Annotated in this window: 25 protein-coding genes and 2 pseudogenes; 13 read left to right on the forward strand and 14 right to left on the reverse strand. The window is 71.4% G+C overall.

Annotation, left to right across the window (positions count from 1 at the left end):
• Positions 1-166 (reverse strand): maltotransferase domain-containing protein (locus tag ACGFIS_RS19175; protein WP_392908278.1); only part of this gene is annotated, 166 nt, incomplete at its 3' end.
• A gap of 297 nt (positions 167-463) precedes the next feature.
• Between ACGFIS_RS19175 and ACGFIS_RS19180 the strand changes: the two genes are divergently transcribed.
• Positions 464-715, forward strand: a complete 252-nt coding sequence (locus ACGFIS_RS19180; RefSeq protein ID WP_392972141.1) for an ROK family protein — start codon at positions 464-466, stop codon at positions 713-715.
• Between the two features lie 3 nt (positions 716-718).
• Here ACGFIS_RS19180 and ACGFIS_RS19185 read toward each other — a convergent pair whose 3' ends face one another.
• Entirely contained in the window at positions 719-1,072 is a 354-nt protein-coding gene (locus ACGFIS_RS19185; protein WP_392971929.1) for an STAS domain-containing protein, read from the reverse strand.
• A gap of 330 nt (positions 1,073-1,402) precedes the next feature.
• Between ACGFIS_RS19185 and ACGFIS_RS19190 the strand changes: the two genes are divergently transcribed.
• Together ACGFIS_RS19190 and ligD are read left to right on the forward strand one after the other, a co-directional pair.
• On the forward strand, positions 1,403-1,678 hold the full coding sequence (locus tag ACGFIS_RS19190) for a sulfurtransferase TusA family protein (RefSeq protein ID WP_392908258.1): 276 nt from the start codon (positions 1,403-1,405) through the stop codon (positions 1,676-1,678).
• 86 nt (positions 1,679-1,764) lie between these two features.
• Positions 1,765-2,718: a non-homologous end-joining DNA ligase gene (ligD, locus tag ACGFIS_RS19195; protein WP_392908256.1), complete on the forward strand. Its 954-nt coding sequence runs from the start codon at positions 1,765-1,767 to the stop codon at positions 2,716-2,718.
• A 169-nt stretch (positions 2,719-2,887) separates the two neighbouring features.
• Here ligD and ACGFIS_RS19200 read toward each other — a convergent pair whose 3' ends face one another.
• The 3 genes from ACGFIS_RS19200 to ACGFIS_RS19210 all read right to left on the reverse strand — a co-directional run bounded on the left by ACGFIS_RS19200 (position 2,888) and on the right by ACGFIS_RS19210 (position 6,556).
• Positions 2,888-4,102 carry a cytochrome P450 gene (locus tag ACGFIS_RS19200; protein ID WP_392908254.1) on the reverse strand — a complete coding sequence of 405 codons (1,215 nt, stop codon included), beginning with the start codon at positions 4,100-4,102 and terminating at the stop codon, positions 2,888-2,890.
• A 140-nt stretch (positions 4,103-4,242) separates the two neighbouring features.
• Entirely contained in the window at positions 4,243-5,517 is a 1,275-nt protein-coding gene (locus tag ACGFIS_RS19205; RefSeq protein WP_392908251.1) for a pyridoxal phosphate-dependent aminotransferase, read from the reverse strand.
• Between the two features lie 190 nt (positions 5,518-5,707).
• Positions 5,708-6,556 carry a PaaX family transcriptional regulator C-terminal domain-containing protein gene (locus ACGFIS_RS19210; RefSeq protein ID WP_392908247.1) on the reverse strand — a complete coding sequence of 283 codons (849 nt, stop codon included), beginning with the start codon at positions 6,554-6,556 and terminating at the stop codon, positions 5,708-5,710.
• 256 nt (positions 6,557-6,812) lie between these two features.
• On the opposite strand from ACGFIS_RS19210, the gene ACGFIS_RS19215 reads away from it, so the two are divergent.
• The 4 genes from ACGFIS_RS19215 (at position 6,813) to ACGFIS_RS19230 (ending at position 9,991) form a co-directional block, all read left to right on the forward strand.
• Positions 6,813-7,733 (forward strand): SDR family NAD(P)-dependent oxidoreductase, encoded by a 921-nt coding sequence (locus ACGFIS_RS19215; RefSeq protein WP_392908244.1) that lies wholly within the window; start codon positions 6,813-6,815, stop codon positions 7,731-7,733.
• Positions 7,730-8,617 (forward strand): amidohydrolase family protein, encoded by an 888-nt coding sequence (locus ACGFIS_RS19220; protein WP_392908241.1) that lies wholly within the window; start codon positions 7,730-7,732, stop codon positions 8,615-8,617. Before ACGFIS_RS19215 ends, ACGFIS_RS19220 begins: the two co-directional genes overlap by 4 nt.
• Positions 8,614-9,066 (forward strand): MaoC family dehydratase, encoded by a 453-nt coding sequence (locus ACGFIS_RS19225; protein ID WP_392908238.1) that lies wholly within the window; start codon positions 8,614-8,616, stop codon positions 9,064-9,066. The genes ACGFIS_RS19220 and ACGFIS_RS19225 overlap by 4 nt, the downstream gene beginning before the upstream one ends.
• 115 nt (positions 9,067-9,181) lie before the next feature.
• Positions 9,182-9,991 carry an IclR family transcriptional regulator C-terminal domain-containing protein gene (locus tag ACGFIS_RS19230; RefSeq protein ID WP_392908235.1) on the forward strand — a complete coding sequence of 270 codons (810 nt, stop codon included), beginning with the start codon at positions 9,182-9,184 and terminating at the stop codon, positions 9,989-9,991.
• Here ACGFIS_RS19230 and ACGFIS_RS19235 read toward each other — a convergent pair.
• The 5 genes from ACGFIS_RS19235 to ACGFIS_RS19255 all read right to left on the reverse strand — a co-directional run bounded on the left by ACGFIS_RS19235 (position 9,969) and on the right by ACGFIS_RS19255 (position 14,529).
• The gene (locus tag ACGFIS_RS19235; protein ID WP_392908233.1) at positions 9,969-10,934 is read right to left on the reverse strand and encodes a zinc-binding alcohol dehydrogenase family protein; all 966 of its coding nucleotides are present in this window, start codon (positions 10,932-10,934) and stop codon (positions 9,969-9,971) included. The genes ACGFIS_RS19230 and ACGFIS_RS19235 overlap by 23 nt on opposite strands.
• Positions 10,935-10,936: 2 nt before the next feature.
• On the reverse strand, positions 10,937-11,299 hold the full coding sequence (locus ACGFIS_RS19240) for a hypothetical protein (protein WP_392971931.1): 363 nt from the start codon (positions 11,297-11,299) through the stop codon (positions 10,937-10,939).
• Positions 11,300-11,593: 294 nt separating this feature from the next.
• Entirely contained in the window at positions 11,594-12,490 is an 897-nt protein-coding gene (locus ACGFIS_RS19245) for an extradiol ring-cleavage dioxygenase (protein WP_392908227.1), read from the reverse strand.
• Positions 12,483-13,337, reverse strand: coding sequence for a citryl-CoA lyase (locus tag ACGFIS_RS19250; protein ID WP_392908225.1), 855 nt, complete (start codon positions 13,335-13,337; stop codon positions 12,483-12,485). Before ACGFIS_RS19250 ends, ACGFIS_RS19245 begins: the two co-directional genes overlap by 8 nt.
• A complete protein-coding gene (locus ACGFIS_RS19255; protein ID WP_392971933.1) occupies positions 13,330-14,529 on the reverse strand; it encodes a CaiB/BaiF CoA transferase family protein in 1,200 nt (399 codons plus the stop codon). The genes ACGFIS_RS19250 and ACGFIS_RS19255 overlap by 8 nt, the downstream gene beginning before the upstream one ends.
• A gap of 227 nt (positions 14,530-14,756) precedes the next feature.
• On the opposite strand from ACGFIS_RS19255, the gene ACGFIS_RS19260 reads away from it, so the two are divergent.
• On the forward strand, positions 14,757-16,202 hold the full coding sequence (locus ACGFIS_RS19260) for an amidohydrolase family protein (RefSeq protein ID WP_392908219.1): 1,446 nt from the start codon (positions 14,757-14,759) through the stop codon (positions 16,200-16,202).
• 120 nt (positions 16,203-16,322) lie between these two features.
• Here ACGFIS_RS19260 and ACGFIS_RS19265 read toward each other — a convergent pair whose 3' ends face one another.
• Both ACGFIS_RS19265 and ACGFIS_RS19270 read right to left on the reverse strand, forming a co-directional pair.
• Positions 16,323-17,159, reverse strand: a complete 837-nt coding sequence (locus tag ACGFIS_RS19265) for an undecaprenyl-diphosphate phosphatase (protein ID WP_392908217.1) — start codon at positions 17,157-17,159, stop codon at positions 16,323-16,325.
• Between the two features lie 258 nt (positions 17,160-17,417).
• Positions 17,418-18,533: a 5-methyltetrahydropteroyltriglutamate--homocysteine S-methyltransferase gene (locus tag ACGFIS_RS19270; protein ID WP_392908215.1), complete on the reverse strand. Its 1,116-nt coding sequence runs from the start codon at positions 18,531-18,533 to the stop codon at positions 17,418-17,420.
• Between the two features lie 709 nt (positions 18,534-19,242).
• Between ACGFIS_RS19270 and ACGFIS_RS19275 the strand changes: the two are divergent.
• The 4 genes and pseudogenes from ACGFIS_RS19275 to ACGFIS_RS19290 all read left to right on the forward strand — a co-directional run bounded on the left by ACGFIS_RS19275 (position 19,243) and on the right by ACGFIS_RS19290 (position 20,424).
• Positions 19,243-19,648, forward strand: a pseudogene (locus tag ACGFIS_RS19275) (roadblock/LC7 domain-containing protein).
• Positions 19,645-19,833 (forward strand): hypothetical protein, encoded by a 189-nt coding sequence (locus tag ACGFIS_RS19280; RefSeq protein ID WP_392908210.1) that lies wholly within the window; start codon positions 19,645-19,647, stop codon positions 19,831-19,833. Before ACGFIS_RS19275 ends, ACGFIS_RS19280 begins: the two are co-directional and overlap by 4 nt.
• Positions 19,834-19,837: 4 nt before the next feature.
• A pseudogene (locus tag ACGFIS_RS19285) lies at positions 19,838-20,152 on the forward strand (ATP/GTP-binding protein); the annotation flags it as partial.
• A gap of 11 nt (positions 20,153-20,163) precedes the next feature.
• Positions 20,164-20,424, forward strand: coding sequence for a hypothetical protein (locus tag ACGFIS_RS19290; RefSeq protein WP_392908208.1), 261 nt, complete (start codon positions 20,164-20,166; stop codon positions 20,422-20,424).
• 243 nt (positions 20,425-20,667) lie between these two features.
• Here ACGFIS_RS19290 and ACGFIS_RS19295 read toward each other — a convergent pair whose 3' ends face one another.
• A complete protein-coding gene (locus ACGFIS_RS19295; RefSeq protein ID WP_392908206.1) occupies positions 20,668-21,060 on the reverse strand; it encodes a nuclear transport factor 2 family protein in 393 nt (130 codons plus the stop codon).
• A 173-nt stretch (positions 21,061-21,233) separates the two neighbouring features.
• Between ACGFIS_RS19295 and ACGFIS_RS19300 the strand changes: the two genes are divergently transcribed.
• A complete protein-coding gene (locus tag ACGFIS_RS19300; protein ID WP_392971935.1) occupies positions 21,234-22,079 on the forward strand; it encodes an LLM class F420-dependent oxidoreductase in 846 nt (281 codons plus the stop codon).
• 13 nt (positions 22,080-22,092) lie between these two features.
• Here ACGFIS_RS19300 and ACGFIS_RS19305 read toward each other — a convergent pair whose 3' ends face one another.
• Complete coding sequence (locus ACGFIS_RS19305; protein ID WP_392971937.1) at positions 22,093-23,070, reverse strand: S1C family serine protease; 978 nt, start codon at positions 23,068-23,070, stop codon at positions 22,093-22,095.
• Positions 23,071-23,138: the final 68 nt, after the last annotated feature.

Below are 23,138 nucleotides of genomic sequence, written 5' to 3' on the forward strand. Positions count from 1 at the left end.
CCGACACCTCGACCGTCTCACCCACCACCGCCTTGGCCGGCCACCGGCCGCACCCCACCACCGGCGCCACGTCCAGAATCGGAATGCGGCCGAGCTCTGCCTCCAGCTTCACCTGCACGTGCCGCTCCCGATCGCCGCGATGTCCGTGGGCATTGGTCCTAGGCATCCATGCCCCGTCCGCAACTTCCCGCCATCACCGCCACGACAAGATCATGCAAAGAGATCATGTGCCGGGATTCGCCGATCCCCGCTCACGGCCGGCTAGCTGCCGCGCGGATCACCGAGGTGATGCCGGCGGTGGTCGTGACGAGCCGCCGGTACTCCGGCTGCCGCAGCTCACCGCCCATGGACGGGTACGGGTTGCGGTGCACGGCCGGGCGGGCGTCCCGGGACAGGACGAGAGACCGCGCGGCCCGTGCGAGGCCGGTCAGGGTGAGGCCGAAGAGGGGGCGCCGGCCGCCTGATCGGGGACGTGCTCACCGCACTCGTGAACATCTTCAACCCCGACGCGCTGGTCATCGGCGGCGGCCTGTCGGGCGCCGAGCCCCTCGTCGCGACGATCAGGGGCGTCATCTACGAGCGCTGCCTGCCGCTCGCCACCCGCAATCTGGAGATCGCCACGTCCCGCGCGGGCCGCGACGCCGGCATCCTCGGCGCGGGGCACCTGCTGCTCGGCGTCTCCGACGAGTGGATCGGCCGCGTCCTGGAGCGGTGACGCTCAGCGGTGCGCGGCGGCCGACGCCAGGGCCTTGCGGGCGGTCGCCACGTCCGGCGCGATGGCGACCCGGCGCTGCAGGCCCGCCACGTCCGAGACCCGGCGGACGATGCCGCGCGGCGGCAGCACCACCCACATCGGCACGCCCAGCTCACTCGCCCGCATCTGGGAGCGGGTGATCACGTTCAGTCCGTTGGAGTCGCAGAACGTGCAGGGGGACAGATCGAGGATCAGGGCCGGCGTGCCGGAGTCGAGGAGCCTCTCGGCCTGCTCGAAAATCGCCTCGCCGTTGCTCAGGTCCACCTCGTCCGGGAACGTCAGCGTTCCGCAGGTCTGCGTGATCTCCACTCGCGCCACACCGAGATCCATGGTTTGCCCCAAAGTCGGTTCCCTCACCTGGATGACAACGGGGGGTACTTCACTGCGACTGTAAGCCCCAAAGCTGGACGGAACCTGAAAGAAATGGTCAAGTCTAGGGCGGCGATCACCCATATCGGCGACGATCCCGTTCATCGTGGATTGATCCTGATTTGTCCTCCTACGGGAGCCGCCCGCGCCTACCGCGGCGGACGTGGCCGAGCAGACCCGTGCCGTCCGGGGTGTGGCCGCCGTCATGGTCAGGGCAAACCTCTATATTTCACCCTGTGGCCTGCTAGCTTCGCGGGCAGCGGAACCGGGGGAGAGGGTATGGGCTCGGACCCAGTGGTCATCGACGGCGGCGACCGCTCCTGCGTGCGCCTCCTCCTGGAACTGCGCGGCCATATCGCGGGCCTCGCCCCCGGCACCGTCGTCCACCTGATCGCCAGTGACCCGGCCGCCCCCATCGACCTTCCCGCCTGGTGCCACCTGACCGGCCACGCCTACCTCGGCCCGCTCGACGGCGCCGCGTCCCCCACCTACGCCCTCCAGGTGGCGGCCGATGCGCGCCCCACCTCCCCGGAGTCCCCCTGGCGCCCCCGCTGACCGGCTCCTTCGCCCTGAACGCCTCTGCCGGGTCGAAAGATCTACGGCGACGCCGGGTTGTCGGTGCCGCGTGCGAAGCTGGGCATGTGAGCGCCGATGAGGAACGCGACGGGGTCCGGCTGACGAACCTCGACCACCCCCTGTTCGAGGGGGCGGACGCGACCAAGCGCGACCTGGTCGACTATCTGGACGCCGTCGCCGGCCGGATCATCCCGCAGCTCGCCGGCCGTCCGCTGTCGGTCAAGCGCGTGCTGCGCGGCCAGAAACCCTTCATGCAGAAGAACACTCCCAAGTACACGCCGTCCTGGGTGCGGACGGTGAAGGTGTGGGCGGAGACGTCGCAGCGCGAGGTGTCCTACGCGCTGTGCGACGACCGCCGCACCCTGCTGTGGTTCGCCAACCAGCGCGCCGTCGAATACCACCCGCCCCTCTTCCGCCAGGACGCCCCGGACAGGCCCACCCACCTCGTCATGGACCTCGACCCGCCCGAGTCGGACGCGTTCGGCCCCGTCGTCGGCGCCGCGCACCTCGTGCGCCGGGCCTTGGAGGACTGCGGCCTCGCGGGCGCGGTCAAGACCAGCGGCGCGAAGGGCGTCCACGTGTTCGTGCCCCTGGACGGGGAGGCGCCCGCCGACGACGTGGCCGCCGCCACCCGCGCCCTCGCCGCCCGGGCCGAACGCCTCGACCCGGCGCTCGCCACGACGGCCTTCATCCGCGAGGACCGCGGCGGCAAGGTCTTCCTCGACTCCACCCGCGCCGGCGGCGCGACCGTCGTCGCCGCCTACAGCCCGCGAATCCGTCCCGGCACGCCCGTCTCGTTCCCCGTCCCGTGGGACGACCTCGACCGGGTCGCCCCGGCCGACTTCACCATCCGGAACGCCGCCGCCCTCGTGGCCGACCGCGATCCCTGGACCGATCCGATGCCGCCCCCGCAGCGGCTGCCGTCCGATCTGATCGAGGAGGGCCACACCATCCCGATCGCCCGGGTCCAGGCGATGCACGAGGGCAAGCGCCGGGCCCGCGCCCGCCGTGCCACCTGAAGCCCGCCAGGGCACGTGAATCCCGCGTGCCACTCCGGATCCACGGTTCCGCATGAATCCGGAGCGGCGAACGAAAGCCCTGCGGCGCCCTATTCGCCCGCCGTTTCCCCGGCTTTTCCAGCGGATCGGCCGGGGAAACGGAAGAATCGACGGGACGATGGCGCCGGGCTCAGGAGTTCAGGTTGACGGGCAGTTCCCGGTGACCGTTGGAGATGAACGACTCCACCGGACGCAGTTCGGCCGGATCGACGGCGAGGGACATATCGGGGAAGCGGCCGAATAGCGCGGGAAGGGAGATCTCGGCCTCCATCCGCGCGAGATGCTTCCCGACGCAGAAGTGCACGCCGTAGCCGAACGAAACATGCTCCTTGTCGGCGCGGTCGATGTCGAACAGGTCGGCGTCCGCGCCGTGCAGGGCGCGGTCGCGTCCCGCAGCCGCGTACGCCGCGAGGATCGCCTCGCCCTTGCGGATCGTCACGCCGCCGACGTCGATGTCGTCCACGGCGTAGCGCAGCGGCAGGTTCGCGACGGGCGCCTGCCAGCGCAGGGTCTCCTCGATCACCTCGTCCCACGGCACCTCGCCGGACCGGACCCGGGCGTACTGCCCGGGGTGCGTGAGCAGTGCCAAAATCGCCTGGTCGAGCAGGTTCACCGTGGTCTCGTGGCCGGCGGAGATCATCAGGATCAGCGTGTCGACGAGTTCCGCCTCGCTGAGCCGCGAACCCTCGTCGTCCCGCGTGGAGATCAGCACGCCGGCCAGGTCGTCGGCGGGCTCGCGGCGCCGGTACTCGACGAAGTCCTGCAGGATGCCGTACATCTCCCGCTGGTTGGCGAGGGACTCCTCGGCCGTCAGCGCCGTGTTGAAGATGCCGTCGACGCAGCGGCGCAGGCTCGGGCGCGTCTCGTCCGGGAGGCCGAACAGCCGGCAGATCACCTCGATCGGCAGCGGGTAGGCGAACTCCTCGCGCAGGTCGGCGCGTCCGCCGGGGGACGCGGCCAGCCGGTCGGCGAGGTCGCGGGTGATCTGCTCGACGTCGGGCCTGAGGGCCTCGGTGCGCCGCGGGGTGAACGCCCGGGAGATGATGGTGCGCAGCCGGCGGTGGTCGTCGCCGTAGGCGGTGAACATGTTCTGCACCGACACCCACAGCGAAAGCGGCCAGTCCGGCGGTATCTCGCCGTCGATCCATTTGGTCCAGTGCAGGTTCGGGTTCTTCGACACCATCGGATCGGCGAGCAGTTGCTTGAGCTCTTCCTGGCCGGTCACCGCCCACGCGGCCACGCCGCCGGGGAGTTCCACGGGCGTCACCGTGCCCCTTTCCCGCAGTTTCGCGGCCTCCCCCTGGACGTCGCCGCCGGTGGGGTCGATGACGTGCGGATTCTCCATTGGATCCTCTCCGGAGGTCGCGTCGAGACGCGTCGTGAACGGGTGCGTGCGAATGGCAACGCTGCCAACCTAGGACGCGGCCGGTGCCTCCGGCTAGATCATCGGGCCGACTTACTCGTTTTCTGCTTTTCGGCCATTCCTTAAATGGCGGCCCGGAAATCCTCATGAGGGACGGGCTCCGGGTGCGGCGGTTCGGCGAAGCGGCCCGCGCCCGGCAGGTCCGGCTCGCCGCCCGGCCGCGCGGTCTCGCCCCAGCCGTGCCCGGGCGACACGACGTTGTCGGGCGGTGCCTCCGAGGCGGCGCCGTAGAGGTAGGAGCCGAGGCCGATCAGCAGCCGCTGCACGTCCTGCTGCGGCCGGACGACCAGCCGCACGAACCGGCTCGTCGAGCCCAGCTTGTTGCCGCACTCGCGGACGAACACGCCGTGGTGGGAGATGAGGTGGTCGCGCAGCGCGACGCCGTCCCTGCCGTCCGGCAGTTTGACCATGATGAAGTTGCCCTGGGACGGGAAGACCTTCAGCCCCGGCAGCGCCGCGAGCTGCTGGGCCATCAGCATCCGGTCGCGCGCCAGCAGCCGCAGGCTCTCCCGGTACTCCGCGCCGTGCTCGCGGAGCAGGAACACCACGACCTCGGCGAAGGAGTTGAGGTTCCATTTCGGCAGCGCCGACCGCACCATCTGCGCCAGCGCCGGGTTCGCGACCATGTAGCCGAACCTGATGCCGTGAAGGCCGAAGTTCTTGCCGAGGCTCTTCAGGACGATCGCGTTGGGCCGGATGCGGGCCTCGTCGGCGACGCTGGTGTGCGGCTCGGCGTCCACGAAGTCGAGGAACGACTCGTCCACCACGACCAGGTCCAGGTCGATCAGCAGGTCCAGCAGCCGGACGACCTCGCGGCGCGGGACGTAGCCGCCGTCGGGGTTGTTGGGGTTGCAGATGACGGCGACCCGAGACCCGCGCGTGCGGACGAAGTGCACGAACGCGTCGACGTCGAACTCGAAGCCGCGCATCTCGTGGAGCTGGAACATGTCGACGCGCTTGCCGGTCTCCAGGGGCTGGTCCGTCCAGCGCCCGAACGTCGGGATCGGCGTGGCGAGGCTCTCGCGGACCAGCAGATGGTCGATCCAGGTGATCAGCTCCGTCGACCCGTTGCCCATCACCACCGTCTGCGGGTTGTGCCCCAGCACCGCGCACAGCTCGGCGGTGATCGTGTCGGCGTCGCTCGGGTAGTACTTCAGGATCTGCTCCATCGCGCCCGCGAGCTGGGAGAACATGCCGGGCGTCGGGAAGTACGGGTTGCAGGGGATGCAGAAGTCGACCAGGTCCTGCCGTCCCGACGAGGCCCGCTGGAGGGCGAAGAAGGACGGGCTGTGCGCGTTCTTGCGCAGCATGCTCGGATCGATCGAGTCCGATGACACGAAAGGTGCTCCTCGCGTGCGGGGACGTCCGCTCGGCCGGGGGGCGGCGTCCGACCGTTTCGTCGGTGGGGCCCGGGGCCCGGGGCCCGAGGTCCGGGGTCCGGGGGCCGGTTGGTGCCCGTCGCCAGAAGTACGTCCTCGCCGCCGCCCGGGTTCAGCCCGCGCGGCGCCGGGCCGGGACGGCGCCCGGTCAGCGGCGGCCGGCGTCGGCGTCCAGGAGCTTGCGCAGCTGGTCGGTCGCGTCCGGTTCGAGCGTGTCGAACCGTTCCCGGTACAGGGCGGTGGACCTCGCGGCGGGCCAGTCGTCCGGGAGGTGTTCGGCGGGCAGGCCGGGGTCGGTGCGCAGCAGCTGCAGCCAGTCGGCGCCGAGGAGGGTGAGGCGGGTCAGGGGACGGCCCGCCTCACGGCGGTCCGGCGTCCAGGTGGCGAGGAACGACTCGTGCTCGGCGCGGATGGCGTCGACGTCCCACGCCCGGTGCAGGAGCTTCGGCACGTCGGTGCCCTCCACCGGCACCGAGTAGAACGCGTCGGCCAGGTCCGCCAGCCCGGCGAACTCGGGGCCTTCGAAGACGGCGGCGATGTCGACGCGGCCCGGCGCGATCCACAGCCCGTCGCGCAGGCCGCCGAAGCCGGCCCAGATCAGCCGGGCGCGGATCTGGTGGCGCAGGTCGCGGCGGCTCTCCGGCATGGAGTAGCTGAGCAGCGTCCATTCGCCGTTCGGGTGGGTGAACGGCGTCGGGGAGTCGACCCGCGGTTTGGCCTCGCGGAGCAGGTCCTCCGCCCACGGGCTGAGGAAGAACCGGGCGGTGCGTCCCTCCCGGACCCGGGTGAGCAGGCCTTTGCGCGTCATCCGGGCGAGCGTGGCGCGTCCCGCCGCCTCCGCGACCCCGAGATCGTCGAGCAGGTGGAGGAAGACCCGGGAGCTGATCGGCGGATAGCCGCGGTCGAGGACGACCGAGCCGAGGAAGCCGAAGAGCAGCTGCTGCGGAGCGCGCGGCCGCGGCCGCGGGTTCTGAGACGCGTCCTGCTCGGCGGTCATGCCCGTCCTCTCGTCGTTCTCATGGTCGCGCGTTCCCAGTGGGGCCGTGTTCCCGGTGGTGCCGTGTTCCCGGTGGTCCGGGCCCCGCGCGGGCGCGCCGCCAGCCATCACACCATGACCCCGCGCGATGCCGCTGTGACCCAGGTTATTCGATTAATTCTTGACGCACGACAACTTTGAATCTAATTTCTAGGCCACAGGGGGACGACCGGACCAGCAACGCCGGACAAGCAAGGCCGGACCAGGAAGGGTGGCAATGGAGCTGAACGGGAAGGTGGCGGTGGTCACCGGCGGCGGGCGGGGTCTCGGCCTCGCCTACGCCGGTGAGCTCGCCCGCGCGGGCGCGGCCGTCGTGGTCAACGACGCGGACGCGGCCACGGCCGAGGCCGCGTCCAAGCAGATCAACGACTCGGGAGGGCGGGCCGTCGCGCACGTCGCCGCCATCGGCACGTCCGAGGCCGCCGACGGCCTGGTCGGACGGGCCGTGGACGAGTTCGGGCGGCTCGACGTGATGGTGACCAACGCCGGCGTCCTGCGCGACAAGGTCCTGTGGAAGATGACCGACGACGACTTCGACACCGTCGTCCAGGTCCACCTCAAAGGAACGTTCACCTGCGCCCGCGCGGCGGCGGTGCGGTTCCGCGAGCAGGGCGAGGGCGGCCGGCTCATCCTGGTCGGCTCCCCGGCCGGGCAGCGCGGCAACTTCGGCCAGACGAACTACTCGGCGGCCAAGGCCGGGATCATCGGGTTCGTCCGCACCTGGGCGATGGAGTTGGCCCGCGCGAAGGTCACCGTGAACGCCATCGTCCCCGTCGCCGCGACCGCGATGACCGAGACGATCCCCGCGCTCGCCCCGTTCGTGGAGGAGATGCGGCAGGGACGGGAGATGCCGCCGTTCGCCCGCCGCGCCCTGGCCTTCGGCACCCCGGAGGACGCCGCCGGGCTCGTCGCGTTCCTCGCCTCCGACGCCGCGTCCGGCATCACCGGGCAGGCCGTCGGCGTCGGCGGCGACCGGCTGTCGCTGTGGACGCACCCCACCCAGGCCGTCGCCGCCTACCGGGACGGCGGCTGGGGCGCCGGCGACATCGCCGCCGCCTGGCCGACGATCTTCGCCGAGCACGAGCAGAGCGTGGGGGAGAACCTCCCCGAGGCGCCGGAACCGGAGCCGTCCCGGTGACCCGCCTCGACCTGGACGCACTGGAGGCCATCGACGTGCACGTCCACGTCGAGACCGACCAGCACGGCCACCTGTCGCTGCCGGAGGAGTACCTCGAAGCCTCCGCGAAGTACTTCGGCGGCGGGCACCACACGCCCGACATCCACGAGATCGCGGCCTACTACCGCGAGCGGCGCACGGCGGCCGTCGTGTTCACCGTCGACATCGAGAACGCCACCGGCCACCCGGCGCTGTCGAACGAGGAGATCGCGGACGCCGCCGCCGAGCACCCCGACGTCCTCATCCCGTTCGCCAGCGTCGACCCGGCCAAGGGACGCGCCGGCGCGCGTGCGTTCCGCCGCCTCATCGAGGAACGCGGCGTCCGCGGGATCAAGTTCCATCCGTCCCTGCAGGACTTCGCTCCCAACGACCGCAGCGCGTATCCGCTGCTGGAGGTCGCCGCCGAGCACGGCGTCCCGGCCCTGTTCCACACCGGGCAGACGGGCATCGGCGCGGGCATGCCGGGCGGCGGGGGCATCCGCCTCGGCCTGTCGAATCCGATGCTGCTGGACGACGTCGCCGTCGACCTCCCCGACCTGACGATCATCCTGGCGCACCCGTCGTTCCCGTGGCAGGACGAGGCGCTCGCCGTCGCCACGCACAAGCCGAACGTCTACATCGACCTGTCCGGCTGGTCGCCGAAGTACTTCCCGCCGCAGCTCGTCCGGTACGCCAACAGCCTTCTTCAGGACAAGGTGCTGTTCGGCTCCGACTACCCGGTCATCACCCCGGACCGGTGGCGGGCCGACTTCGACAAGCTGGAGATCAAGCCGCACGTCCGGCCCAAGATCCTCAAGGACAACGCCGTCCGGGCCCTGCGCCTGGCGGACAAGGAGATCACATGAGCACGACGGTCGCTTTCGAGGACCTGAAGAGCCTGGCGGGCGGCTCGCTCGGCTCCAGCCGGTGGCTGGAGGTGGACCAGGCCCGCATCAACACCTTCGCCGACGCCACCGACGACCACCAGTGGATCCACGTCGACCCCGAACGTGCGAAGGACGGCCCGTTCGGCGGCCCGATCGCGCACGGATACCTGACGCTGTCGCTGGTCATCCCGCTGTGGACGGAGCTGCTGGACGTCACCGGCGTCACGACCAAGGTGAACTACGGCCTGAACAAGGTCCGGTTCCCGGCACCCGTCCCGGCCGGTGCGCGCATCCGGGTGTCCGGGACGCTCGCGGACGTGACCGAGGTCGCCGGTGGCGTCCAGGTCACCCCGGACCTCGTGGTCGAGATCGAGAACGGGGACAAGCCGGCCTGCGTCCTCCAGCCGGTCTTCCGCTTCTATCCCTGACTTCCGCTTTCATCCCTGACGCGGGTGCCGCCGCCCACGGGCCGGTCAGTTGTCCGTACGATGGACAGTTGACGGGCGCGGGCGGTCGGCGTGCAGGACGGCGAGGGGATCATCGATGCCACGGGAAGGCACCGGACCGGACTTCATCGAGGCGCTGGCCCGCGGCCTCGACGTCATCACCGCCTTCGAGGCGCGGCGCCCCGTGATGTCGCTGGCGCAGGTCGCCGAGGCCACCGGCCTCGCCCGGCCGACCGCCCGCCGCATCCTGCTGACCCTCGGCGAACTCGGCTACGTGCGCGCCGGCGACGGAGGATACGCCCTCACCCCGCGCGTCCTCGACCTCGGCGTGTCCTACGTCCGGTCGATGGGGCTGTGGGACGTGGCGCGCCCGCACATGGAGCGCCTGTCCGAGCGGACGAACGAGTCGTGCTCGATCGCGCAGCTCGACGGGTCCGACATCGTGTACGTCGCCCGCGTCGCCGTCCCGAAGATCGTCGCGCTGGCGGTGCAGATCGGGACGCGGTTCCCTGCCCTGCAGACGTCGCTCGGCAAGGTCCAGCTCGCCTCGCTCGACCCGGCGGAGGTCGACCGGATCCTCGCCGAGCCGACCCGCTCCGGCCTGGAGCCGCGCGTCCACCTGTCCAAGCGGGAGCGCGACGCCGAGCTGCGCGAGGTCCGGGCGCGCGGGTGGGCGATGACCGACGAGCAGCTCGCGCGCGGCATCCGCTCGGTGGCGGCGCCGCTGCGCGACGGCTCCGGCCGGGTCATCGCGGGCATCAACGTCAACACCCACGCCGCCGAGACGCCCGTCGAGCGGCTTCTGGAGGAGCACCTGCCGCTGCTGCTGCACACGGCGGGGGAGATCAGCGCCGACTTCGCGCGGCTGGAGACCGTCCCGCAGGTCACCCGGCCGGTTGCGGGGTGAGGACGATCCGTCCCGCCGCCGTCCCCTCGCCCTGACGCCGCCACGCCTCCGCCGCGCCGTCCAGCGGGACGGTCTCGTGCGCGACGGCCAGCCTCCCCGCGGCGGCCTCCCCGGCGACGAACGTGATCGCCTCCGCGCGCTGCTCCGCGGTCAGTTCGTTGTTGGTGAAGCCGAGCAGCCGCAGCGACCTCCCGCGGATGGTGGACGACTCGATCGGGCAGGTCTCGCCCGCCGAGCTCCCCAGGTTGACCAGCCGCCCGCCGGGGCGCAGCGCCCGCGCCGCGGCCGCCGCGGGGGCGCCGAACAGCGGGTCGAGCACGAGGTCGACGGGACCGTCGGCGGCGCCGGTGAACCGGCGGGCCAGTTCGGCGACGTCGCCGGTGTCGAGCGCGACGACCGCGTCCGCCCCGGCCTGTTCCGCCCGCTCCATCGCGGCCGGTGACCGCGCCCCCGCGATGATCCGCCGCGCGCCCGCCGTCCGGGCGAGCCGGACGGCGGCCTGGCCGACCACGCCGCCCGCGCCGAGCACGATGACCTGCTCCCCGGCGGTCAGCTCGCCGCGCCAGGTCAGCGCCATGTGCGCGGCGACCGCCGACAGCCCGAGCGCGGCCAGCCCGGCCGGGTCGACGCCGCCCGGCAGCTCGACGAGCGCCGCCTCCGCGACGGTGGCGGCCTCGGCCATGCTCCCGTCGCCCGGCGCCATCCCGGCCGGGGTCGGGAACCAGACCGTCCGCCCGCCCGCGGTTCCCACGCCCTGGACGCCCGGCACGTACGGCGTCGCCGGCTTCCCGAAGTAGGACGTCCCGGTCGCGCAGAGCAGGTCGAGCGGCGTGATCGGCGCGGCGAGGACGTCCACCAGCACCTCGCCGTCCCCGGGAACCGGTGCCTTCCGCTCCGCCACCACCGGCGGGCGGCCGCACTCGCGAATCTCCGCGGCGCGCACGGTCAGGTCGCGATGTCGGGGTAGGGAAGCGTCATGTGCGAGAGCTTCCGCGCGTACTCCAGCTGAAACCCGAGCGGCTCGTCGTGGTCGCGCTCGAACATCGCGATGAACAGCGTCAGCGTCAGGAACGGGTGTGCGCCCAGCTCGAACAGTTTCGGGTAGTCGTGCCCGGTGAGGGCGTCCCGCTCGGCGTCGTCGAAGCGCAGCCACGTGCTCGACTCGCCGCCGTGGCAGTTGATGATGCGGTTGGCCTGCTCCCTCTCCCACCACGCCACGGTCGCCTCCGGCTCCTCCCGGTAGCGCTCGACGAGCGCCGGGTCGCGGTCGACGGTGTAGAGGAACTTGTTCAGCAGGTACTTGCTCACTCGCCCGCTCCGTTCGGATACCAGTTGACTTCCTCTCCTCCCTGACGGGAGGGATTCCTACGGCTCGCGCCGTGGGTGTTTCTGCTTCGCGGCCGATTGCGGAAGGGAGGGCCCTTGCCGTCTGACATCAGCTCCACAGACCTCGCCGGGGTCGCCCTCGGCTACGGCTCGACCAGCCGCAAGGATGTTCTTGGCCGCGTTGTGGTCCCGGTCGTGCCGGGTGCGGCAGCCGTTACGTGAGCTGGGATGGCGTGGCGGGCAACGTCGTTCTCTGACGTTTTCGGTTGCGCCGGGTCATTCATGCCGGTGTCCGTGTTCCTCTCGGGACTGAAGGCTGGAGGTATCGGGATACCAGGTGAAGTAGGCCTCCATCGTGTGGAACAGGTCGTAGGTGTCGACGTAGTCGGCCTTGCGGCCCTCGCCGGCGACGCCCATCATCAGCATGAAGTCCATGAAGCCGTGGGTGGCGTTGCCGGGCGCGTGCAGGCTGTCGAGCGTCACCTCCGACAGGCAGCCCTCGATGTCGCCGGACGAGATCCACTCCACGGCCTTCGCGTCGAACTCCGGGTCGGGGCCGTGCGGGCCGAACTGGCGCGGGCCGCCGAGCTCCAGCGACAGGTGCCCGGTGCCGATGACCGCGACCCGCCGGTTCCCCGGCCACGACTCGACCAGCTCCCGGATCGTCTTCCCCAGCTGCACGAACCGCTTCGGCCGCGGCAGCGGCGGCGCGAAGATGTTGGTGTAGACGGGGACGATCGGCAGGTCGTTCTGCGGGCGCAGCGTGATGATCGGGCACGTGATCGAGTGGTCGATGCGCAGCTCATTGGAGAACGCCAGGTCGAAGCCCGCGTCCAGGCCCTCGCGCAGCATGTACGCCGACAGGTCCTCCTGCCCCTTCATCAGCATCCTGGGGAGCCCGAACTCGCGTTCCTCGTTGTACCAGTTCGCGTCGTAGAAGGGCGCCTTGCCGATGAGGAACTGCGGCATGTTGTCCAGCCACAGCTGGTGGAAGTGGTCGGAGCCGACCATCACCAGGACGTCCGGCCGGGCCCTGGTCAGCGTCTCGCGGAACGCCTCGACCTTGCGGACCCACTCGTCCGCGAAGTCGGGACGGTCCGCGCCGGTCGCCGTGCTCGCGCGGTGGTAGAAGGGATGATGGGTCGAAGCGATCACAGCGACCAGTTCAGCCATGACGGTCTCCGGGGGAGTAGGGGTCGGGGGCGACGGAGCGGTTGCTGAGGTCCACTGAAAGGAAGATCTCGTTGCCGACGGGGTGGCGCAGCTCCTCGGCGAGCTGCCCGATCAGCCCGGCGGTGCGGGCGAGCAGCGCGAACCCGCGCAGCAGTTCCAGCGGCAGCCCGAGATCGGCGAGCGCGGCGCCGCACACCCCGGCGCCGTTCAGCGGCAGCGTCCTGCCCAGCACCTCGGGGTGGACGCGGCCGATCGCGGCGAACAGCGACAGGTGCGGCCCGAACAGGCCCTCCTCGGCGGCGATCTGCATCAGCCGGGGAGTGCGCGGGTCGCCGTCCTTGTGCACGTGATGGCCGAGGCCGGGGACGAACCGCTTCGCCTCGCGTTCCGCCTGGACGGTCCGCAGCGCCAGCGCGTCCCACCCCTCGTCGTCCACCGGCAGGCCGGACGGCGGATCCCCGCCGGCCGAGGTCAGGACGTCGTGCAGGAAGCGGCCCGTGTCCTCGGTGACGCCCAGGAAGCGGGAGCCGCCGCCGAGCAGCCCGGCGGCGAGGGCGCCCTGCACCGAGTCGGGCGCCGACAGGTACGTCAGCCGGGTGACGATCGCGGTCGGGGTGAAGCCGTGGTCGGCGAGCGCGGCGAGGACGGCCTCGAACACGCGCGTCTCGCCCGGCTCGGGCCGCCGCTGCGTCGCGAGCCAGAACGCCAGCTCGCCGAACCCGACCTCGCCCATCACGTCCTTCGCGAGATCGTGCCCCAGCAGCGTGATCGTCTCGCGGCTGGACGCGCCCAGCGCGGTCGGATACCCGGGTTCGCGCGGCGGCTTCGGATCCGTCGGCTCAGCCACGGCCGTCCTCCCGGGGCTCGTCCTCCTGCGGCTCGGCCAGCCACTTGCGCAGGTCGGCGCCGTGCTCGTCCAGCCTGGGCGGCGGCAGCCGGTACGTCACGGGCGTCCGGGAGAAGCGTATGGGGTGCCGGGTCGTCGGGACGGCGTCATCGCCCTCGCCGACCACGACGACCGGGTCCAGTTCGAAGCGCTCGGCCATCGCGAACCCGCCGTCGATCGTGTTGATCGGCCCGCTCGGCACCCCGGCCTCCACCAGCAGCTCGAACCATTCGACGGCGCCGCGCCGCGCCAGCCGCTCCACCAGGATCGGGCGCAGCTCCGCGCGGTTGGCCGTCCGGTCGGCGTTGGCCGCGAACCGCGGGTCGTCCGGGACGTCCGGGATTCCGAGGACCTCGCACAGCTTGCGGAACTGGCGGTCGTTGGCGGCCGTGACGATGAGATCGTTGTCGGCGGTCGGCAGCGGCTCGTACGGGAACACGCTCGGGTGGGCGTTGCCCATCCGGTAGGGGACGGTGTCGCCGGCGACGTAGGCGGAGCTGTGGTTGACCAGGCCCGTCAGCGCCGACGACAGCAGGTTCACCTCGACGTGCTGGCCCTCGCCCGTCGCGTCGCGGTGCCGCAGTGCCGCCAGGATTCCGATCGCGGCGTGGTTGCCCGCCATCACGTCGAACACCGAGATCCCGGCCCGGTAGGGCGGGCCGTCCGGGTCGCCGGTCAGGCTCATCAGCCCGGAGATCGCCTGCACCATCAGGTCGTAGCCGGGGACGTCGCGTCCCGCCCCCGCCCCGAAACCGGTGATCGAGCTGTAGACGACGCCGGGGTTGGCGGCGCGGACCGTGTCGTAGTCGAGGCCGAACCTGGCGAGCCCGCCCGGTTTGAAGTTCTCGATCAGCACGTCGGCGCGGCGGGCCAGCTCCCGGCCGGCCGCGGCGTCCTCCTCGTCCCGCAGGTCGAGGGCGATCGAGCGCTTGCCCCGGTTGATGCCGAGGTAGTAGGTCGACACGTCGCCGCGCGCGGGCGGTGTCCAGGACCGGGTGTCGTCGCCCTTCGGGCCCTCCACCTTGATCACTTCGGCGCCCAGGTCGGCCAGCAGCATCGTCGCGTAGGGCCCGGCCAGGACCCGGGAGAAGTCCGCCACCAGAACCCCCGCCAGGGGGCCGCCCGGCCCTTCGCGCGCGGTGTCGTCCGTCATCCGGCTCCCTTGCTCGTCCATCGGTCGTCCATCGGCCGTCCACCACGTCCGTTGGGCGGACGCTCGTCCGCCATTTCGATTCTGCCACGTCGATATCGGACCTGGTCAAGTGGTTGACACTTTGACTACCGATGGGAAGAGTGGCCACATGCAGGTCTGACCGTAGAGCGGACATGAGTCCGTGCCTGCTCGGCGGTAGAGCGTCCCGAGGACGAGGAGTGCAAGCGATGCCGAACACGACGAGCGAGTTCGAGCCGGGCCGCCCCGTGGTGCTGCGCGGCGGCACGGTCCTGCCGATGACCGACGGGCGCGAGGTCCTCCACCGTGCCGACGTCCTCATCACCGGAGACAAGATCACCGCGGTGGGTCCGGACCTCCGGGTACCGGAGGGGACCGCCGAGATCGACGCGACCGACGGCATCGTCATGCCCGGGATGATCGACACCCACCGGCACATGTGGCAGACCGCCATGCGCGGCTACGGCGCGGACTGGACGCTGACGCAGTACTTCGTCTGGTACTACCTGGAGCACGGAAAGCGGTTCCGCCCCGACGACGTCCACGCGGGCAACGTGCTCGCCGCGCTGGAGGCCGTCGACGCCGGCGTCACCACCGTCGTCGACTGGTCCCACGGCCTGCAGACCCTCGACCACGCCGACGCCGCGGTGGACGCGCTGCGCTCGGTCCCCGGACGCTTCGTCCTCGCCTACGGCAACATCCAGGCGCCGCCCGCCGAATGGACCGGGACGCCGGAGTTCCGCGACTTCGCCGGCAGGCTCATCGGCGGCGACCTGCTCGGCTTCCAGATCGCGTTCGACGTGACCGGCGACCCGTCCTTCCCGGAGAAGCCCGCCTTCGAGGTCGCCCGCGACCTGGGCGTCCCCGTCACCACCCACGCCGGCGTGTGGGGCGCGACCAGCGACGACGGCATCAAGCTCATGCACGACCACGGGTTCATGACGCCCGAGACGGTGTACGTGCACGCCGCGTCCCTATCCGCCGACTCCTACCACCGCATCGCCGCCACCGGCGGATCCATCTCGGTCTCCACCGAGAGCGAGCAGAGCGCCGGGCAGGGCTACCCGCCCACCTGGGTCCTGCGCGCCCACGACATCCCGGTGTCGCTGTCGATGGACACGAGCGTCTGGTGGAGCGGCGACCTGTTCTCCGCCATGCGGACCACGCTCGGCGCCGACCGCTGCCGCATGCACCTGGAGGCGCACAACAAGGGCGAGACCGTCACGCACTGCAACCTGCGCGCCGACCAGGTCGTCGAGTGGGCCACGCGCGGCGGCGCCCGGACGATCGGCCGCGACGACCTCGGCAGCCTCGAACCCGGCAAGAAGGCCGACGTCGTCCTGATCAAGAACGACCACTCGCCGGTTTCGTTCCCCGTCCTCAACCCCTACGGGCACGTCGCGTTCCAGGCGCAGCGCGGCGACGTCCACACCGTGGTCGTGGACGGGCGCGTCGTCAAGCACGAGCACCGCCTGGTGGACGCCGACCTCGCCGCAGCGCGCCGCGAGGTCGAGTCGACGGTCGAGTACCTGCGCTCGTCGATGGGGGACGAGGAATGGGCGGCCGGCATGAACCCGGACGTCCCCGAGACGAAGGTTCTCGACAACCCCTACACCTACACCGACTACCGCAGCGCTTCGACCCACACCCGCTGACCCGGTTCTCCAGATCCGCGGGTCTGCGTCACCGGCTCCGTGCCCTCGGAGGGGAGGTCACGGGGCCGGTGGCATGCCGGGCGAGACCCGTCCCGGCCCTCACCGCCACGGCCACGGAGCTCAGGCGTTCAGCGTCCCCGCGCCGAGGAGACCGAACAGGAGCAGCCCGATGACGATCCGGTAGATCACGAACGACGTGAAGCTGTGGCCGGCGACGAACTTGAGAAGCCAGGCGATGGACGCGTAGGCGACGATGAACGACACGGCGGTTCCGACGATCAGCGGGAGGGCGCCCGCACCCGACGTCAGCGCGGTGGGCAGCTCGTAGATCCCGGCGCCGGTCAGCGCCGGGATACCCATGAAGAACGACAGCCTCGTCGCGGCGACGCGGTCCAGGCCCAGCAGGAGGCCGGTGGAGATGGTCGCCCCCGAGCGGGAGAAGCCGGGGAACAGCATCGCGAGGATCTGCGAGCCGCCGATCAGCATCGCGTCGGTGAGAGACGTGTCGTCCTCACCGCGCTTGTGCCTGCCGTACCGGTCGGCGAGCCACATCACGACGCTGCCGCCGATCAGCGACCCCGCGACCACCCACAGCGAGGCGAGCGGGCCGTGGATGAGGTCGTCGGCGGCGACACCGACGGCGACGACGGGGATCGTGGCGTAGATGACCCACCAGCCGAACTTGTAGTCGTGGTGGTACCGCTCGTCCTTGTCGACGACGCCGCGTCCCCAGGCCTTGACGATGCGGACGATGTCGGAGAAGAAGTACACCAGCACCGCCGCGATCGCCCCGGTCTGGATGACGGCGGTGAACCCGATCACCGCGCGGTCCTCCACCGGGATGCCCATCAGGCCCTCGGTGATCTTCAGATGGCCGGTCGAGGACACCGGGAGGAACTCGGTCAGGCCCTCCACGATGCCGAGAACGATGGCCTGCCCGACGTTGATCCCGCTCAATGACCCGGTTCCTCTCCTGACCTGCACCCGTCCGCGGCGAGCCTACTGCGCGTCCGCGATCACGTTCGGTCATGGAGAGGAGAACTTCACCCGCCGTTAACCGGATGGCCGGCGTGCGGTGGTCCGTCCGCAACGGGAAACGCCGGCCGGCGCGTCGTGCCGGCCGGCGTGTCGGCCCGGGAGTGGCCCGCGGGGGAAGGTCGACCGGGGGAGTGGCCGACCGGAATGGCCTATCCGGAATGGTCCACCGGAGTGTGCTCAGCCCCAGACGTCCTCGGCGGTCTCGGCGATGAGGCGGAGCTTCGCCGCCTGCTGCTCGGCGGTCAGCACGTTGCCCTCGACCGTGGAGGAGAACCCGCACTGCGGCGACAGGCAGAGCTGCTCCAGCGGGACGTGCCGCGCCGCCTCGTCGATGCGGCGCTTCAGGTCGTCCTTGGACTCCAGTTCGCCGCGCTTGGTCGTGACCAGGCCCAGCACGACCATCTTGCCCGGGGGGACGAACCGGAGCGGCTCGAACCCGCCCGACCGCTCATCGTCGAACTCCAGGAAGAACCCGTCCACGTTCAGCTCGCCGAACAGGGCCTCGGCCACGAAGTCGTAGCCGCCCTCGGCCGTCCAGGACGACCGGAAGTTGCCCCGGCACATGTGGGTGGTGACGTTCATGCTCTCGGGCCGCCCGGCCAGCGCCGCGTTGATCTGCCGGATGTAGCGCAGGTGCAGGTGCTCGGCGTCGTCCCCGCGCTCGGAGATCATGGCCCGCTGCGCCGGGTCGTTGAGGTAGGCGAGGCTGGTGTCGTCGAGCTGCAGGTACCGGCAGCCCAGGTCGCCCAGCCGGCGCACCTGCTCGGCGTAGGCGGCGGCCAGGTCGTCCCAGAACTCCTCGATGTCCGGGTAGACCTTCGGGTCGATCGACGCCGGTCCGCCCCGGTAGTGGACCATGTTCGGCGACGGGATGGTCAGCTTCGGCGTCACCCCGTCCCCGGCGACGCTCTGCAGGTACGAGAAGTGGTCCGCGAAGATCGTGTGCTCCAGCCGGACCTTGTCGTGCACGCTCAGCGCCGCCGTGGTGAACTCGATGTCCCCGGCGTCGCTGTGGAACTGGACCTTGATCTTCTCGTCCGCCGGGCTGATCCCGCCGAGCTGGTAGATGAAGTCCATGTGCCACGAGGTGCGGCGGAACTCCCCGTCGGTGGCCGACCGCAGCCCGGCCTCGCCCTGCATCCGCACCACGTCGCGGATGGCGGCGTCCTCGATCTCGGCGAGCCGGGCGGCGTCGATGCGGCCCTGCGCATGATCCTCCCGCGCCGCCAGAAGCTCGGCCGGACGCAGGAGACTGCCGACATGGTCGGCCCGAAACGGTGGCTTGGTTCGCACGGACAAGGCTTGCTCCTCTTGCGGGCGGGACTTGGACGATGCCAATCTAGGCACTGTCGCGACGGCAATCAATAAGCTGCCTAAGATGCGGCGCGACCTCCCACGACCCCGTCCGCGCCGGGCGCCGGGCACGGGAACCGGTGGATCGCGCCGGCTCGCCCGCAAGCACGATCTGCGGGTCAGCTTCCGGCCGTCCTCGCGCGGCGGCATCGGCGTGATCGTGCTGATCCCCGCCAAGCTCGTGATCTACTCCCCGCAGCCCGACCCCGGGCACGCCCCCGACGGACGGGGCCACACGCGGCCCGGCCGTCGCCGTCCCCGCCGCGCGCCGCCCGGTGGCGCCACGGCAGGCGGCGGCGGTGGCCCCGCCGGACGACGCGGAGTCCGACGATCTCGTCCTGCCCAAACGCAACCGCGGCGCCGCCCTCGCGAACGCGCCCGCCGGGCCGCCCGCGGCTCGGGACCGCCTCCCCCGTGACACCGGGAGCCGGTTCGCCGCGTTCCGCCGGTCCGCGGCAGGGCATCCCCCGTGTCCGCGCCCGGACCGGAGGACACCGGGACGGAGCGGACCGCGACCCGGGAGACCGCGACCGGGGAGACCGGGCCCGGCGACACCGGCTGACAGTGCACGGACCCCGCGGGATCGACAACCAGCAGGAATCACAGATGGGAGGAGGGGCGTCCGGGCCACCGGCCGCCCCGGAAACCGATGAGCACCGATCAGCGTGATCTCGATTGGCTACTCGCGGGCCTCGTGGACCGCGCCGGGTGTCCGGCACGTTCTGGTGCTGTCCAGGGACGGCCTCAAGATCTGCTACACCGCCGGGCTCGACGAGGACAGGGCCGACCAGCTCGCCGCCGTCGCGTCCGGCATCCACTCGCTGAGCGCCTCCGGCGAGTTCGGCGACGCCCTGGGCACGGGCCAGTCGATGGTGGAGTTCCCCGGCGGCGTGCTGCTCATCGTGCCGGCGGGCGAGGGCGCCCACCTCGCCGTCGTCGCCGACGACATCGCCGACGTCGGCCTGGTGGGGCACTCCATGAACGAGCTGGTCGAGCAGATCGGCGGCTATCTCACGGCCGCACCCCGCAGATCCGAGCACGACGTCAGCGCATGAACTCCCGCCCTCTCGGCCGGGAGGACCCCGACCGGCTCTACACCGTGACCGGGGGCGGCCGCAGCGAGGCCGCCGACGACACGCTCGACCTGGTGGCGCTGATCGTCGCCGAGGACGAGCCGGTGTCCGGCATGCAGTCCGAGCACGCCGCGAACCGGACGCCGGTGCGCAGACCGGCGGGCTGATCGCTTCGGCCGCATCTCCCTCGACGAGCAGAAGGTGCTCTACCTGTTCGGGGCGCCGGGCCAGGAACGGTTCTGGTTCCTGTGGGACCAGTTGTTCTCCGGAAGCCTGGGCGCCATCGTCCTGGTGGACACGCGCCGGCTGGAGGACTGCTTCTACAGCCTCGACCGCCTGGAGGCGCACGCGATGCCGTTCGTCGTGGCGGTCAACCGGTTCGGCGACGGCCGGCGGCCGGCGCTCGACCGGGTCCGGGACGCGCTGTCCCTCGACGAGGGCGTCCCGCTGATCGACTGCGACGCCCGCGTCCGGGACTCGACCAGGCGCTCACCCAGGTGCTCTGGGAGGACACGCCGACGCAGAACTTCATCGGCCGCTGGGCCGTGCACGCCTGCCGGCTCGGCGGCCGCGACATCCGCTCCGGCGACCTGCTGGTCATGGGGCTCGCCGCGGCCAACACCGACCCGCAGGTCCGGCCGGCGGACCGCGGCGACATCGGCAACCGCGCCCACCTGTCGTTCGGGCACGGCGAGCACGGCTGTCAATTGACGGATGATCAAACTCGAAAAAGTCCATGCATCCCCTCGTGCCAGTGAAGCGGAGCCTTCTCCCGCAGGACCTCGTAGCCGCTGAAGGGGTCGGACGCGAAATCGTCCGACAAGATTTCGGGCAGCTCCGTACTCGTGGTCATGACACTCCCTGGAACGCGATTCGGTGACTTCCGCCGAACCTGGGAACGAGCGGAGGGAAGGTCCAGGTACCCGCGGTTTCGGACATGTCAACTGACCGAACCGAAACATAAATCAACGCCGTAAATGCCAGGAAATGGCCGATCGCGGTCAGCCCGCCGCCAGTTCGCGCTCGACCTGCTCGAATTCCACGGCCATGGCGTCGGCCAGTGCCCGGGCCGCCGACAGCGGCCGGACCATGACCGTCAGGTCCTCGATCAGGCCGTCGTCGTTCGTCCTCAGGAAGTCGCAGCCGCTGATCGTCAGGTCGCCGACCCTGGCCTCGAAGAGCAGCGCGTGGTCGCGGCCGTCCACGTCGTTGATCTCCCGGACATAGCGGACGTCGGTGAAGACCCGCAGGACGGCGCGCAGGATCGCCGCCGTGACGGGCTTGCCTGAGTACGGCTTGAAGACGACCGGGCTGGTGAAGACGACGTCGTCGGACAGCAGGGCCTCGATCGCATCATGCTCGCCGGCCTCGGCGGCAGCTCGGAACGGATGCATGCGCTCACCTTGATAGTCATATTGTTGACTAGCCAGTAACCAGAATACTGGCAGGCCGGGACGCCGGGCGCCACTGGCCGCGAAGAGTGCGTTCGTTCTCCCCCGGGTGAGCGTTCACCGTCCGCGGGGAGGCTCCTGGCCCGCCCCCTAGAACACGTTCTAGTATCGAGGCCATGCGCCATGGCATCGTGCTCTTCACCAGTGACAGGGGCATCACGCCCGCCGCCGCCGCGAAGGCCGCAGAAGAGAACGGGTTCCACGCGTTCTACGTGCCTGAGCACACCCACATCCCGGTCAAGCGCGATGCCGCGCATCCCGGTACAGGCGACGAATCCCTCCCGGATGACCGCTACATGCGCACGCTGGACCCCTGGGTATCGCTGGCGTCCGCGGCCACCGTCACGTCGTCCATCCGGCTCGCGACGGCCGTGGCGCTCCCCGTGGAGTCGGACCCGATCACCCTCGCCAAGGCCATCGCCACGCTCGACCACCTGTCGGGCGGCCGCGTCACGATCGGTGCCGGGTTCGGCTGGAACACCGACGAACTCGCCGACCACCACGTCCCGGCCGGCAAGCGCCGCACGGTGCTGCGCGAGTACGTGGAGGCGATGCGGGCGCTGTGGACGGAGGAGCAGGCGTCCTACGCCGGTGAGTTCGTGTCCTTCGGCCCGTCCTGGGCCTGGCCCAAGCCGGCCCAGCCGCACATCCCGCTGCTGATCGGCGCCGGCGGGGGCCCGAAGACGTTCGCGTGGATCGCCGCCAACGCCGACGGCTGGATGACCACCCCCATCGAGCAGGACATCCTGCCCAAGGCCACCGCCCTCCAGTCCGCCTGGGAGGAGGCGGGCCGCGCCGGACGGCCGGAGATCTCCGTCCTGGCCGCCGCGCGCCCGTCGGCCGAGGACATGGCGGCCTGGGAGCGGGCGGGCGTCACCGAGATCATCTGGGGCCTCCCGGACAAGCCCGAGGACGAGGTCGTCGCCTTCCTCGGACGTCACGCCGGGCGCCTCGGCCTCTGACCCGGCGGACGAGTCAGCGCAGGAGCCGCCGGGCCCCCTCCCGCGCCCGGTCCGCGGGGATCGCGAAACCGATGCCGATCGAACCGCCGCCCCCGCCGCGCATCAGCGTCGCGATCGCCGTGTTCACGCCGATGACCTCGCCGCGCGCGTTGACGAGCGGCCCGCCCGAGTTGCCGGGGTTGATGGACGCGTCGGTCTGCACGGCGGTGCCCGCGCCGCGGCCCTCGCCCAGCCGCACCTGGCGGTTCAGCGCGCTGACGATGCCGCCGGTGACGGTGCCCTGCAGGCCCAGCGGGGAGCCGAGCGCGATGACCGGGTCGCCGACCCGCACGTCCGAGAAGCGGCCGAACGCCAGCGGCTCCGGGCCCCGCCCGGCGGGGATCGCGACCACGGCCAGGTCGAGGGCGCTGTCGGAGCCGACCACGCGCGCCGCGACCCGGCGCCGGTCGGCCAGCACCACGGTGACGCGGCCGCCGTCCTCGACGACGTGCGCGTTGGTCAGCACGTGCCCCTGCCGGTCGATCACGAACCCGGACCCGGTGCCGCTCGCGTTCCCCGCCTCCACCTCGATCGACACCACGCTCGCCTGCACCCGCGCCGCCACGTCGCTGAGGTCGCCGGACCCGGCGTTCACCGGCCCGGCGGTGGACTGCGCCGGGCCCGTGAGCGGGCCGCCGGCGGTCACCCGGCCGGCGACGGCCCCGGCCAGGCCGCCGGCCAGTAGCGCCGCGAGCACGGCCGCGACGACCGCCCGGCCGGGACCGCCCCTGCGGTCGCGGCGCGGCTCGTCGTAGCCGGGCGGCGCCCAGGGGTCGGCCGGCGCCGGCCGCCTGAACGGATCGTCATGCGGCCGCGTACGAGGGGGCGGAGGCGACAGGAAGCCGGTCCCGTGCGCATCGCCCAGACCGTACCGGACGTCGTCGCGGAGACCGTACTGGGCAGTGTCCCGCCCCATGCCGTACCGGGAATCCGCCTGCGGTGGATAGCTCATGAGGCTCCTCACGCTCTTCTCTCCCTAGTGAGTACTCCGCTGCCCTGCGTTTCGTTCAGGAAGGGAGC

The sequence above is a fragment of the Spirillospora sp. NPDC048824 genome (assembly GCF_043198455.1).
Taxonomy (GTDB): Bacteria; Actinomycetota; Actinomycetes; order Streptosporangiales; family Streptosporangiaceae; genus Spirillospora.

What these genes read in the sequence shown, in the direction of transcription:
- ACGFIS_RS19190 (WP_392908258.1), top strand. Translation starts at nt 1,403, where the DNA reads ATGGGCTCGGACCCAGTGGTCATCGACGGCGGCGACCGCTCCTGCGTG.
- ACGFIS_RS19200 (WP_392908254.1), bottom strand. Translation starts at nt 4,102, where the DNA reads ATGGAGAATCCGCACGTCATCGACCCCACCGGCGGCGACGTCCAGGGG.
- ACGFIS_RS19210 (WP_392908247.1), bottom strand. Translation starts at nt 6,556, where the DNA reads ATGACCGCCGAGCAGGACGCGTCTCAGAACCCGCGGCCGCGGCCGCGC.
- ACGFIS_RS19215 (WP_392908244.1), top strand. Translation starts at nt 6,813, where the DNA reads ATGGAGCTGAACGGGAAGGTGGCGGTGGTCACCGGCGGCGGGCGGGGT.
- ACGFIS_RS19225 (WP_392908238.1), top strand. Translation starts at nt 8,614, where the DNA reads ATGAGCACGACGGTCGCTTTCGAGGACCTGAAGAGCCTGGCGGGCGGC.
- ACGFIS_RS19230 (WP_392908235.1), top strand. Translation starts at nt 9,182, where the DNA reads ATGCCACGGGAAGGCACCGGACCGGACTTCATCGAGGCGCTGGCCCGC.
- ACGFIS_RS19245 (WP_392908227.1), bottom strand. Translation starts at nt 12,490, where the DNA reads ATGGCTGAACTGGTCGCTGTGATCGCTTCGACCCATCATCCCTTCTAC.
- ACGFIS_RS19255 (WP_392971933.1), bottom strand. Translation starts at nt 14,529, where the DNA reads ATGACGGACGACACCGCGCGCGAAGGGCCGGGCGGCCCCCTGGCGGGG.
- ACGFIS_RS19260 (WP_392908219.1), top strand. Translation starts at nt 14,757, where the DNA reads ATGCCGAACACGACGAGCGAGTTCGAGCCGGGCCGCCCCGTGGTGCTG.
- ACGFIS_RS19280 (WP_392908210.1), top strand. Translation starts at nt 19,645, where the DNA reads ATGAACTCCCGCCCTCTCGGCCGGGAGGACCCCGACCGGCTCTACACC.
- ACGFIS_RS19295 (WP_392908206.1), bottom strand. Translation starts at nt 21,060, where the DNA reads ATGCATCCGTTCCGAGCTGCCGCCGAGGCCGGCGAGCATGATGCGATC.
- ACGFIS_RS19300 (WP_392971935.1), top strand. Translation starts at nt 21,234, where the DNA reads ATGCGCCATGGCATCGTGCTCTTCACCAGTGACAGGGGCATCACGCCC.
- ACGFIS_RS19305 (WP_392971937.1), bottom strand. Translation starts at nt 23,070, where the DNA reads ATGAGCTATCCACCGCAGGCGGATTCCCGGTACGGCATGGGGCGGGAC.